This window comes from Roseicitreum antarcticum, assembly GCF_014681765.1.
GTDB lineage: Bacteria > Pseudomonadota > Alphaproteobacteria > Rhodobacterales > Rhodobacteraceae > Roseicitreum > Roseicitreum antarcticum.
This window is the reverse complement of the sequence record NZ_CP061498.1, coordinates 2,649,138-2,661,023: the sequence shown is the minus strand read 5'-3', so window position 1 is coordinate 2,661,023 and position 11,886 is coordinate 2,649,138. Positions and strand designations below refer to the sequence as shown.

15 protein-coding genes are annotated in these 11,886 nt (G+C 62.9%); 4 read left to right on the top strand and 11 right to left on the bottom strand.

Translation table 11 applies throughout. The annotated features are described in order from the left end of the window. Positions 1-23: 23 nt before the first annotated feature. From ggpS to bhcC, 4 genes are all read right to left on the bottom strand, one after another. Positions 24-1,535 carry a glucosylglycerol-phosphate synthase gene (ggpS, locus tag H9529_RS12705; RefSeq protein WP_092884810.1) on the bottom strand — a complete coding sequence of 504 codons (1,512 nt, stop codon included), beginning with the start codon at positions 1,533-1,535 and terminating at the stop codon, positions 24-26. Next, complete coding sequence (locus tag H9529_RS12700) at positions 1,532-2,326, bottom strand: HAD-IIB family hydrolase (protein WP_092884808.1); 795 nt, start codon at positions 2,324-2,326, stop codon at positions 1,532-1,534. The genes ggpS and H9529_RS12700 overlap by 4 nt, the downstream gene beginning before the upstream one ends. A 154-nt stretch (positions 2,327-2,480) precedes the next feature. Beyond that, the gene (locus H9529_RS12695; protein WP_092884806.1) at positions 2,481-2,687 is read right to left on the bottom strand and encodes a cold-shock protein; all 207 of its coding nucleotides are present in this window, start codon (positions 2,685-2,687) and stop codon (positions 2,481-2,483) included. Positions 2,688-2,994: 307 nt separating this feature from the next. Continuing rightward, entirely contained in the window at positions 2,995-4,167 is a 1,173-nt protein-coding gene (bhcC, locus tag H9529_RS12690) for a 3-hydroxy-D-aspartate aldolase BhcC (RefSeq protein WP_092884804.1), read from the bottom strand. Positions 4,168-4,470: 303 nt separating this feature from the next. Between bhcC and hemP the strand changes: the two genes are divergently transcribed. Continuing rightward, the gene (hemP, locus tag H9529_RS12685) at positions 4,471-4,647 is read left to right on the top strand and encodes a hemin uptake protein HemP (protein WP_397544873.1); all 177 of its coding nucleotides are present in this window, start codon (positions 4,471-4,473) and stop codon (positions 4,645-4,647) included. 15 nt (positions 4,648-4,662) lie between these two features. Here hemP and H9529_RS12680 read toward each other — a convergent pair whose 3' ends face one another. Next, complete coding sequence (locus H9529_RS12680; protein WP_092884800.1) at positions 4,663-5,043, bottom strand: HIT domain-containing protein; 381 nt, start codon at positions 5,041-5,043, stop codon at positions 4,663-4,665. A 119-nt stretch (positions 5,044-5,162) separates the two neighbouring features. On the opposite strand from H9529_RS12680, the gene H9529_RS12675 reads away from it, so the two are divergent. Further along, entirely contained in the window at positions 5,163-5,996 is an 834-nt protein-coding gene (locus H9529_RS12675) for a sulfotransferase family protein (protein WP_092884798.1), read from the top strand. Positions 5,997-6,005: 9 nt separating this feature from the next. On the opposite strand, the gene H9529_RS12670 is transcribed toward H9529_RS12675, so the two are convergent. Then, a complete protein-coding gene (locus H9529_RS12670; RefSeq protein WP_092884796.1) occupies positions 6,006-6,464 on the bottom strand; it encodes an Lrp/AsnC family transcriptional regulator in 459 nt (152 codons plus the stop codon). A gap of 13 nt (positions 6,465-6,477) precedes the next feature. Further along, a complete protein-coding gene (locus tag H9529_RS12665; RefSeq protein WP_092884794.1) occupies positions 6,478-6,936 on the bottom strand; it encodes an Lrp/AsnC family transcriptional regulator in 459 nt (152 codons plus the stop codon). Between the two features lie 129 nt (positions 6,937-7,065). On the opposite strand from H9529_RS12665, the gene ilvC reads away from it, so the two are divergent. After that, on the top strand, positions 7,066-8,088 hold the full coding sequence (gene ilvC / locus H9529_RS12660) for a ketol-acid reductoisomerase (protein ID WP_092884792.1): 1,023 nt from the start codon (positions 7,066-7,068) through the stop codon (positions 8,086-8,088). A 110-nt stretch (positions 8,089-8,198) separates the two neighbouring features. Here ilvC and H9529_RS12655 read toward each other — a convergent pair whose 3' ends face one another. Genes H9529_RS12655 through tsaD form a run of 4 tightly spaced genes read right to left on the bottom strand, consistent with a single transcriptional unit; the run spans position 8,199 to position 10,944 of the window. After that, positions 8,199-8,618: an EVE domain-containing protein gene (locus H9529_RS12655; protein ID WP_092884790.1), complete on the bottom strand. Its 420-nt coding sequence runs from the start codon at positions 8,616-8,618 to the stop codon at positions 8,199-8,201. Then, positions 8,618-8,893 carry a YciI family protein gene (locus tag H9529_RS12650; RefSeq protein WP_092884788.1) on the bottom strand — a complete coding sequence of 92 codons (276 nt, stop codon included), beginning with the start codon at positions 8,891-8,893 and terminating at the stop codon, positions 8,618-8,620. The genes H9529_RS12655 and H9529_RS12650 overlap by 1 nt, the downstream gene beginning before the upstream one ends. Continuing rightward, complete coding sequence (locus H9529_RS12645; RefSeq protein ID WP_092884786.1) at positions 8,894-9,853, bottom strand: NAD(P)H-dependent glycerol-3-phosphate dehydrogenase; 960 nt, start codon at positions 9,851-9,853, stop codon at positions 8,894-8,896. Then, entirely contained in the window at positions 9,850-10,944 is a 1,095-nt protein-coding gene (tsaD, locus tag H9529_RS12640; protein WP_092884784.1) for a tRNA (adenosine(37)-N6)-threonylcarbamoyltransferase complex transferase subunit TsaD, read from the bottom strand. The genes H9529_RS12645 and tsaD overlap by 4 nt, the downstream gene beginning before the upstream one ends. 131 nt (positions 10,945-11,075) lie before the next feature. Here tsaD and H9529_RS12635 point away from each other — a divergent pair, with 131 nt between their 5' ends. Further along, on the top strand, positions 11,076-11,807 hold the full coding sequence (locus H9529_RS12635) for a uroporphyrinogen-III synthase (protein ID WP_092884782.1): 732 nt from the start codon (positions 11,076-11,078) through the stop codon (positions 11,805-11,807). Positions 11,808-11,886: the final 79 nt, after the last annotated feature.

The following is an 11,886-nucleotide window of genomic DNA, read 5'->3' as shown; positions in this document are numbered from 1 at the left end:
CGATAGACCCGATAAATTCGGCGTTATGCGGCTGGCCGGTTTTCGGAAGTGTTGAGGTGGCGAAGCTTTTCAAAATGCGCCAGCTCATCCTTCGTCCAACCCGCGATGTCCCAGCGCCGCGCAGCCTTGCGAAGGGCGGCCATCCGCGCGACCGCCTCGTCCGGCCCCATGGCCAGCGCCTGGTCCAACGCGGCGTCCATCGACCCGTGCGAGAACGGATTGACCGGGATCGCCCCTTCCAGCAGAACCGCGCATCCTGCGAATTCCGACAGGATCAGCGCCCCGGGGGCCTCGCCATGCTGGGCCGCGCAAAACTCGCTCGCCACAAGGTTCAGCCCGTCTGCAAGCGGCGTGATCGAGGCGACATCTGCCGCCCCATAATACGCCACCAACTGCGCCAGCGGGATCGCCTGCGAGATCAGCGCGACCGGCTGCCATTCAAAACTGCCATAGGTGCCGTTGATGCGCCCGGTCAGTTCCTCGATCTTCTGCTGAATTTCCTCATAGGCGGTCATGTTGCGGTTCGCGCCTACCGACACCAGCATCAGCCGCACCTTGCCACGCAACTCTGGACGGCGCTGCATAAGCCGCTCGAACGCTTCCAGCTGTTCTATATTGCCTTTGGTGTAGTCCGTACGCGACACCGACAGCACCAGCTTGCAATCGCCCAGATCCTCGCGGATGGCCTTGATCTTCGTGGCCACCTCATCGGTGGCGGAAAGCTGTTCGATATAATCGAAGTTCACCCCCACGGGGCTGGTATGAATCGCCACGCGGCGGTCACCGACCTCCAACTCCAGCGGCGTGACGCGGTCGTTGAGCGCAGCACCGGGACGGCAGAGTTCAGGCAGCGTCACCTCGTCCTTCGACACGCGCGTGCCCTTCAGGCTGCGGGCAACACCGGCGAAATTCTGCGCATAGCGCGGGATATGAAAACCGACCGAATCGCATGCCAGCAGGCTTTCCAGGATCTCATCGCGCCAGGGCAGGACGTTGAACATATCCGCCGACGGGAAAGGCGTGTGGTGGAAGAAACAGATGCGCGCGTTCGGCTTCAACTGCCGCAGATAACCCGGCACAAGCCAAAGGTTGTAGTCATGCACCCAGATCACCGCATCGTCCGACGCCTCTTCGGCAGCGGCTTCTGCGAACGCCCAGTTGACGCTGCGAAAGGTCGGCCAATCTACGGGGTCATAGTTATAGCGCTCCTTGAACCCGTGCAGGATAGGCCAGAATGCCTCTTTCGACGTGACATGGTAGAAGCTGCGCACATCTTCGGCGGTCAGGGGCAAACGGCTGACGGAATAGGTGCCAAACCGGTCCGAGATTTCGATCACGGGCTCAAACCCGGGATTAGAGGTATCTTCTGCCAGCTTCCAGGCCACCCAGGCGCCCCGGTTGACCTGCCCAAAAAACCCCTTGAGGGTGGGCACAATCCCGTTAGGGCTGGAATGTTCGCGCAGCACGGTTTTTCCATTTTCCTCAACCTCTTCATAGGGTTGACGATGATAAACGATGACCAGATCCGATTTCATGCGTATATCTCCGGTGGGGTCGGGTGAAGGTTATGGGCATGGATCGCCTCGATGATACCAGCAGCACCGATGGCCGTGCAATGCAGCGCGCGCGGCAGATCCTTGGTGGCGGCCAGCAATTCAGCCTCGGCCCCGCCAACAACGGCGCCGTGCAATCCGGTCTGGAACATCGACAGATCGTTCAACGTATCACCCGCCACCAGAACGGTATCTTGCGGGATCGACAGATGGCCAAGCAGGCGCAGCAGGGAGGGTCCTTTGCTGATGCCCTTTGGCAGGATATCAACAAAACACCCGTGCGAAATCAGCACATCCACCCCAAGTTCCCGCACACGATCGACAGTTTCCGGACGGAATGTCGCGTCATATTGGTAGGACAGGCGATAGCGGAACGGCACGCTTTGTTCCCACATGCCTGGCGTGTCCCGCAAAAGAGCCCGCGCGCGATCGCCGCAATCGGCCCAGGTGGCGCTTATTTCAGCCTCCAGCGCGGTAATCGGCTCGATCGCGACCTTGCCGGGGGCGGTGACAACCCGCGCAATGGTGGTGCCGACATCTCCGATCACGTATTCCGGGGTTGGCACGAATCCGTCGCGGCACAGGTCGGCAATGAAGGCCGGGTCGCGCCCTGTCACGAAGATAAGGCGCACATCCGGGGCCATATCGCGCAACCACGCGTAGAGTCGCTTGCGGTCGGCATCGCTGCCGCCAAGGAAGGTGCCATCCAGATCTGTGGCCAGCACCATATCACGGCGCACTTCGGCCCCGCTACTGAACTGTGTTTGAGTCATGCCAAAGACATGGGGTCCCGGGCGTGAAACGTCAAAGGTTCAGATGCTGTTTGTCGCACAAAACCTATGCGAAATAAAAAAGCTGCCCAATGTATGGGCAGCCTACGAGCGTTAAACGCCAAATTTCAAGCACCGACCTTTGGTCAGCGTTGAATTATGCCAGTGCCAGGTTGGTCGCCGATTGGCGGCCATCACGGCTGGTTTCCAGGTCGAAGGTCACTTTCTGACCATCGTCCAGACCGCGCAGACCAGCGCGTTCCAGCGCGGTGATGTGCACGAAGACGTCTTTCGAACCGCCATCGGGCTGGATGAAACCAAAACCTTTGGTTGCGTTAAACCATTTCACGGTGCCATTAGCCATCGTGAGAACTCCTGTCTTAATCACTGCCCACGGTATTGCGGCAGCTCGGCTCAGTCAGTGCAAGATCGAATGGACTGTGGCCGAAGACGGAGAACAGTAGTCGATAGAGATAACGTCGCTTCGTTTTTTATGCCTCAGACAGGTATTCAAATCAAGGGGATTCGCATGCGCGCCAGAGCCCCCGCACGCAATGTCACCCGGTAGCGCAAACGCCGATGCAGCCAATGGATCCTGCTCAAAAGCCGGGGAAATCGGCCGCTGCCCTCGCCGGTTCCGTATATACCGGCGGGGTCATTGGCCCCCTTCTTCAATACGCCTTGCCGCGCGCCGAAACCGGCCACACCACTTCAACCCTGTCGCCGCGCATGCCGACATACCAATCATGAATATTGCATGTGGGGTCGCAATGCCCGGGCACGAGGCGCAGCCTGTCATTGATCGCCAGCACGCCCCCGGGATCGGCGATCACGCCATGCTCATCCGAGCATTGGACATAGGTCACATCCTGACGGCCAAAGACGACCGGCAGGCCGCTGTCGACCGATTGCACCTTCAGCCCCGCGTCGCAGACTGCCTGTCCGGGCTTGGCATGGCTCATCACGCTGGTCAGGATGAACAGCGCATTCTCCCATTCACCCGCATCCATGCGCTGGCCGTCGCGGTCCAGAATGCGGCCGTAATCCGCATCCATGAAGGCGTAGGACCCGCATTGCAATTCAGTATAGACGCCCGATTTCGCTTCGAAGCCGTAGCTTCCTGTGCCGCCCCCGGTCACGACATCACATGCCAGCCCTGCCGCATGCAACGCGGCGACGGCCTCGCGCGCCATGGCCGTCGCGACCGCGGCCTGGCTGGCGCGCGCGTCAAAGGTCCCCAGATGCTGCATCGCGCCCTGATAGGCCTGAATGCCTGCGAACTTCAGCCCGGCGGCGGCATCAATCGCACGCGCCAGCGCCACGACCTCGGGCATCGCCGTCACACCGCAGCGCCCCGCGCCGCAGTCGATCTCAACCAGACATTCGATCTGCGTGCCATGCCGCCGGGCGGCGGCGGACAGGTCGGCGATATTCGCCATGTCATCAACACAGCACAGGATGCGCGCGCCCCGCTTTGGCAGTCGCGCCAGCCGGTCGATCTTGCTGGGCTGGGTCACCTGATTGCTGACCAGCACATCGCGGATGCCGCCACGCACGAAAACCTCGGCCTCCGATACCTTCTGACAGCACACGCCGCAGGCACCGCCAAGCCGTTCTTGCAACAGCGCCACATCCACCGATTTGTGCATCTTGCCATGCGCCCGGTGGCGGATGGCGTGGCGCCGCGCAAACGCCCCCATCTTGGCGATGTTACGTTCCAACGCATCGAGGTCGAGCAGCAGACAAGGCGTCTGCACCTCGTCTTGGGTCATGCCGGGCAACGCGGGGATGTCATAGCCGACCTCCAGCCCTGTCAGATCAACGGCGGTTCGTAGCGCGGCCATGGCGGTCTCCCTCGCATATGTTGGATTGGCTGGCATGGCAGCACGTCCCGGCCGACATTGCCAGCACCCGGGCGGCGATGGCGAAAACACGCCAGCCAAATCAGACTAAAAGAATCAGGTTTGACAATGCCCACTTTTTTTGTCAGATATATTCCATGCCAGCCCAAAGGGTCAGCCCAAACCCCAACCCTTCAGGATGCACCTTATGCACGCGCCCGAATCTTTCAACGCACTGCTCTTCCTGCCGACCCACCGTCGCCCAATGCTGGACCGCCTGCTGGACTTCGTCGAGGGGGCTGCAAAATGAACATGTCTGTTTCAAATCTTTATCTGGCCGACAAAGTTACCGCCACCGATACCGTGCCCGTCCATGACGCGCAGGTTTTGACGGGCGGCGGCGTTCAGGCGCATATCGTCTTGGATGACAAACTCTATCATCTGCGCATCACCCGCGCCGGAAAGCTGATCTTGACGAAATAAGGCGGAACGGCACCCTCAGGCCGGCTGAACCATCCGGCCAATATTCCGGCCCGCCAGAATATGCACATGCAGGTGCGCGACCTCCTGCACACCGTTTGTCCCGGCGTTCGAGATCAGGCGATAGCCGTCGCCGCCATGCCCCGGCTCTACCCCCAGCAGCGCGCAGACCTGCCCGACAGCGCGGGTGAAATCGGCGATCTCGGCGTCCGAAGCGTCTGCCGCAAAATGGTCAAAGCAGACATATTGCCCCTTCGGGATCACCAGGACATGATGCGGTGCCTTGGGCGAGATGTCGCGAAAGGCCAGGCTGTGCGGCGTCTCATGCACCTTGTCGCAAGGAATCTCGGCGCGCAGGATTTTGGCAAAAATATTCTGATCGTCATAATCGTAAGCCATTCTCGTCCCCTCGGCTTGTTTCGCCTGACAGTGCCAAGCCCGCGCGCAGGAGACAAGACCCCCTTTCGCAATCCTGCCCGCTGACGCATGATGCAGCGAAAAGCGACGAAGGGCCGGGAATGCGTGATCTGACGGGGGTTTGGCTGACCGAAAGCCAGAGTCTGCTCTACCAGGTGGTGCCGAAAGCCGCGTGCTCGACCATCGGGCAGATCCTCCACGCCTCGGACCACGGGCGTTTCTTTGACGGCGACATCCATGATGCCACAACTGGCCTGATCAAATGGCCCAACCGTTGGGACAGCGCGCCCGACCCACACGCCCCCGGGATCATCAACGCCAATATCGCGGCCCATGCCAGCTACAGCTTCAGCGCCGTGCGCAACCCTTTCACGCGGATCGTGTCGTGCTTCTTTGACAAGATATGCACCACGCAGCGCGACGGCCTTCCCTACGGCGGCCCGCTGCGCGAAATGCTGCGCCAGAATTACGGCGTGCAGACCACAGGCGATTTCGACCAGATCGCCAGCTTCCGGCGCTTTTTGCTGTTCGCGCGCGACACGCTGGCCTTCGGCAAGCCCCAGGCCGCCGATATCCATTGGCTGCCGCAGACGCACCACCTGCGCCCCCTGATCCGCGCAGGCGGGCGCTATGATGCTGTGTTCCAGATCGAGGATTTCGGCGCGGGCATGGCCGGGGTGCTGGCGCAGGTGCGCACGCCGCACGCGGTCGCGCTGGACGCCGTGCCCCGCTTCAATCCGGCCACCCCCCGCCAGCACCCGGTCGCCGCGTTCTTCGACGATCTGGCCGTCCACCTGACCTATCAGATGTACCGCTGGGACTTTGTGGCGCTCGGCTATGCCCCGGATCCGGCGCAGTTTGCGCCCGTGCGGCCCGTGGACCTGACCGACCTGCACCTGCGGCTGGGGGATGATTACACACCGCATTGGACCTGAGCACCAAGGTCAGCCGAACGGCCCGGGCCGCCGCTCTTCGGACATGAGGACGTTGGCATCGACCGCGCCCACCCCAGGCAGTGTCAGGATACGGCGGCGCAGCACCCGCTCAAAATCCGACAGGTCGCGCGCAATGACCCGCAAACGGTAGTCATAGATCCCCAACACGTGCTGCACGGTCTGCACCTCGGGGATGGCAGAAACCGCACGCTCAAAATCCTCAAGGCTGACGCGGCCCTTCGCGGCAAGCGAGACACCCAGGAACACCGTGACCCCAAAGCCCAGCGCATTGGTGTCCAGCACCAGCCGCCGCCCGGAAATGGCACCCACGTCGTGCAACCGCCGCACCCGTCGCCAGCACGCCGGTTGCGACAGGCCCAGCGCCCGCCCCAGCGCGCCCGCGCTTTGCGTGGCGTCGCGGGACAGCGCGCGCAAGATGGCGCGGTCGATCTCGTCCAGTTCGATCATGCGCGCAGCCCTGTCACAGCGGCACCCCGTCGCCGCGCTTGATTTCCGCCAGATGCATCAGCGATTCAATGTCAGAGATATGCGGCAGCGTCAGGATACGGTCACGGTAGATCTGCTGATAATGTGCCATGTCGCGCGCAATGACGTTCAGCCGGACATCGACGCGGCCCAGAAAGGTCTGGATTTCCAGCACCTCGGGCACCTCGCGCGCAGCGGCGATGAATTCATCAAAGGCGCGCGGGTCGGTCTTGTCCAGCGTGAAGCGCAAACTGACCTCCACCGCCCAGCCCAGCGCGCGCCAGTCGATCACCGCCTGCTGCCCCGTAAGCACACCGCCCTTGCGCAACCGTTCCAGTCGCCGCCAACAGGTCGCCTCGGTCACGCCGGCGCGCATTGCCAGATCGGCGGTGGTCAGCGTCGGCTCTGCCATGAACTGGCGCAGCAGGCGGCGGTCGGTATCATCAAGGCGCATGAATTTTTTACTTTATATAGATTATGCGAATGTTAATCCGCGAAATCCGCGAAATCCGCAAGAGTTTGCAAGCATCCCCGCCCAAAACCGCCTATTCTGCGCCCATCATCAAGATGGAAGGATTACATCATGCGCGTTTATTATGACCGCGATTGCGACATCAACCTGATCAAGGACAAGAAGGTCGCGATCCTGGGCTATGGCAGCCAAGGCCACGCCCATGCGCTGAACCTGCGCGATTCGGGTGCGAAGAATGTCGTCGTGGCACTGCGTGAAGGCTCAGCCTCGGCTAAGAAATGCGAAGCCGAGGGCCTGAAGGTCATGGGCATCGCTGAAGCCGCCGCATGGTGCGATCTGATCATGTTCACCATGCCTGACGAACTGCAGGCTGAAACCTACAAGAAATACGTGCACGACAACCTGCGCGACGGCGCGGCGATTGCTTTCGCCCACGGCCTGAACGTGCATTTCGGCCTGATCGAAACGAAGCCCGGCGTCGATGTGATCATGATGGCCCCCAAAGGCCCCGGCCACACCGTGCGCGGCGAATACACCAAGGGCGGCGGCGTGCCCTGCCTGGTTGCGGTGCACCAAGATGCCAGCGGCAAGGCGATGGAAGTCGGCCTTTCCTATTGCGCGGCCATCGGCGGCGGGCGCTCGGGCATCATCGAAACCAACTTCCGCCAGGAATGCGAAACCGACCTGTTCGGCGAACAGGCCGTGCTGTGTGGTGGTCTGGTCGAACTGATCCGCATGGGCTTTGAAACCCTTGTGGAAGCGGGTTATGAGCCGGAAATGGCGTATTTCGAATGCCTGCACGAGGTAAAGCTGATCGTCGACCTGATCTATGAAGGCGGCATCGCCAACATGAACTACTCGATCTCGAACACCGCGGAATATGGCGAATACGTCAGCGGCCCGCGCATCCTGCCCTACGCCGAAACCAAGGCCCGGATGAAAGAGGTCCTGACCGACATCCAGACCGGCAAATTCGTGCGGGACTTCATGCAAGAAAACGCCGTCGGCCAGCCGTTCTTCAAAGCCACCCGCCGCATCAACGACGAACACCAGATCGAACAGGTCGGCGAGAAACTGCGCGCGATGATGCCCTGGATCTCGTCGGGCAAAATGGTCGACAAAGCGAAAAACTGATCCGCAATCAAGATCAGAGCCAAAAAAAACACCCCCGGCCTGTGCCGGGGGTGTTTGCATTTCTGGAGGGCATATACGCGGTTGCACCCGCAACACCCCTATCGCGTGCCTTAACCCTTCAAGCCGCCCAGCTCGCAGATCACCGCCCATTCGGCATCGGTGACCGGCTGCACCGACAGCCGCATGTTGTTGACCAGCACCATATCAGCCAGCCGGGGCTCATCCTTGCAGTCCTGAAGGCCGACGGGACGCGGCAGCTTTTCAACCGCACGGATGTCGACGCATTCCCAACGGGGATCATCCGTCGTGCTGTCAGGATGGGCCAGCGCGCAGATTTCGGCGATGCCGACGATCTCCTTGCCGATATTGGAATGGTAGAAAAACGCCTGGTCCCCGATGGCCATGGCGCGCATGTTGTTGCGCGCCTGATAATTGCGCACGCCGTCCCATTCCTCGCCTGACGCACCCTTGGCGACCAGATCATCCCAGCCGAACACATCGGGTTCGGATTTCATCAGCCAGTGCGCCATCAGCCGACGACCTTCTTCCATTGCTCCACCGTCACGCTTTCAAATAGCCCGGCCTGGAAATACGGGTCATTCCCGCCCCAGTGCCGCGCCGCATCCATGTCGGGCACATCAAGGATGATGAGCGAGCCGGTCATCTGCCCCACCTCATCCAGAAGCGGTCCGGCCTGAGCAACCACGCCGGTATCGGCGATATAGGCCAGGTGCGCGCCGCGCGTCTCCAGACGCAGGGCCAGATGGTCGGGTTTGTCGCGGCAAATCATCATGAACAGGGGCATTCATTCCTCCTTAAGGGGTCGGGATAACAGGGCATCGCGGGCCTGATCGACGGTGACTTTCCCGTCGATGACTGCCGCGATCATCGTGGTCAGGGGCATGTCGATCCCCTTTTCACGCGCCAGGCGGGCCACGGCATGGGCGGTGGCCGCCCCCTCAACCGTGGTGGTCGTGTCAAATTCCGTGCCCGCGCCAAGGGCGAAACCATAGCGATAGTTGCGCGATTTGTCTGAACAGCAGGTCAGCACCAGATCGCCAAAGCCCGACAACCCACTCAGGGTTTCGGCCTGCGCGCCTGCACTTTCGGCAAGTCGCACCATCTCGGCGAAACCGCGCGTCATCAGAGCGGCGCGCGCGCTGTCCCCCATCCCCGCGCCCATCACGATCCCGGCGGCGATGGCGATGACGTTCTTCAGCGCCCCGCCCAGTTCCGCACCGGTCACATCCGTCGTGCGGTACAGGCGCAGCGCGGGGGCGGACAGTTGTTCCTGCAATTCTGCGCCCGCCGCGTCATCGGCGCAGGCCAGCGTCAGCGCGGTCGGCAGGCCACGCCCGATATCTGCGGCAAAGCTGGGGCCGGTCAGGATGGCGGTGACCGCGCCCGGCAGCGCCTGTTCGATCACCTGCGCCGGGCCGATGCCGCGTTGCAGATCGACCCCCTTGCAGCACGCCACCAACCTGCGGCCCCGCAGCATCGCAGCATGATCGGCGACAAACCCGGCCAGCTTCTGCATGGGCAGCGCCAGCAAGATCGTGTCAGCCATGGCATCGCCCAGTTCCGACGTGACCATCACCGTATCGCGCAGATGCACGCCGGGCAGGCGGCGCGTGTTCTCGCGCCGGGCCTGAATATCCGCCGCTTGTTCCCGATCGCGTGCCCAAAGGGTCACGACCCGGTCCGACATTGCGCAGGCCAGCGCCGTGCCAAACGCCCCCGCCCCAAGAATTGCCACACCGCTCATGCTTTTACCCCACGCTTGCCAGACCCCAGCATTCCGGGGCTGGTCTGATCTAATGGCCAGCGCGGACGGGCCGCAAGGGTCATGTCATCGGTCAACCCGATCCGAAACCTTTCGATCCCGGCCCAGGCGATCATCGCGGCATTGTCGGTACAAAGCCGCAGCGGCGGCGCGACAAAGCGCAGCCCTGCCTCCGCCGCGACCTGCTCCAGCGCAGCCCGGATCGTCTGGTTTGCAGCCACCCCACCCGCCACGGCAAAGGCGGGTACGGCAGGCGACAACGCCAGGTATTGCGCGATGGCGCGGCGGGATTTCTCGGCCAGCACGTCGGCGACGGCGGCCTGAAACCCGGCGCAAAGGTCAGTGCGGTCAGCCACCCTCAGCCCGCCATGTTCAGCGATCAGCGCATCGCGGGTCCGCAGCACCGCCGTCTTGAGGCCCGAGAACGACATGTCGCACCCCGGCCGATCCATCAACGGGCGCGGCAGGCGGAACCGACCGGCATCGCCTGTGCGCGCCTCTCGCTCCACCATCGGACCGCCGGGTTGCGGCAGGGCCAGCAGCTTCGCGGTCTTGTCGAACGCCTCGCCCGGGGCATCGTCAATCGTGCCGCCCAGCCGGGTGAATTCATCGACGCCGCGCACCAGCAGGAACTGGCAATGCCCGCCCGAGACCAGCAACATCAGGTACGGAAAGGCCAGCCCGTCGGTCAGCCGGGGCGTCAGCGCATGCCCCGCCAGGTGGTTGACCCCGACCAGCGGCAGGCCCGCGCCCGCCGCGATCCCCTTGGCGCACATCACGCCCGCCAGCACGCCGCCGATCAGCCCCGGCCCCGCCGTCACGGCAACCCCGTCCACGTCGCGCAGGGTCAGCCCGGCCTGGTCCAGCGCCTGCATGACGCACAGATCCAGCTTCTCGGTGTGGGCGCGCGCAGCAATCTCGGGCACGACCCCGCCAAAGGCTGCGTGCAGATCCACCTGACCATCCACGACATTCGACAATATTTCGGGCGCGCCCCGGCCCGCGCGCACAATTGCGGCAGCCGTATCGTCGCAACTGCTTTCAATGCCCAGAAAGGTAAGGGTGCGCGGCATGGGGGGTTCCGGTTGTCAGACGATGCCCTTTGCAGCTACCACTATGCTGTGACAACGACAATGCAGGCTGTCAGGCCAATCCGGGCGGGCCGATCTGCTACGGGCCTGAGCATCACAGAAAGGGCGCGACGATGAATATCTTGCTGACCCGGCCCCGGGCGCAGTCGCAGCGCTTTGCAGTGCAGTTGCGCGATGCGGGCGTTCAGGCCCCGATCACAACAGCCCCATTGCTTGAAATTGAGGCAGTCCCGTTCGATTCCGTGCCGCTGCGCAACATCGCAGGTGTCATCTTCACCTCGGAAAACGGCGTGGCCGGATACGTCGCGGGTGGGGGGCGCTGCGATCTGCCCGCTTGGTGTGTGGGGCCAGTGACGGTGGCGGCGGCGCGTAACGCAGGTTTTGTCCCGGTGGTGGATGGCGGCGGCGATGCCGTCGCGCTGTCGCGGATGCTGTGCGCACAGCGCCCCGACGGCCCGCTGTGCCACGCGCGCGGCAGCCATGTCGCAGCGGATCTGGCGACGTCGCTGACGGCGGCAGGCCTGCAGGTGACCGAAGCGACAGTTTATGCGCAGCATGCAACACCTCTGAGCCGTGATGCCTGCGCCCTTCTCAGCAGCGCGGGCCCGGTGATTGTGCCGGTCTTCTCGCCCCGCACCGCGCGGTTGCTGGCGCAAGGCTGGGCGGCTCTCGCGCAGCCCCGCGCCAGCGTCACCGCGATCGCCATCAGCCCTGCCGCCGCGGCCCCGCTGCAATCTTGCGGTTTTGGGCAGGTCGTGACCGCGCCCACACCAAATGGCGCGGCGATCCTGGCGCATGTGCTCAGTGCGCTTGGCCTGCCGGTCAATGATGTTACGCAGCGGTGAACGGTACCCGCATTGCCGGGTTAATACATGTCAGAATGGGTGCCGACAGCGCAGTCTTTCGACATTGTACGAAAAGAGC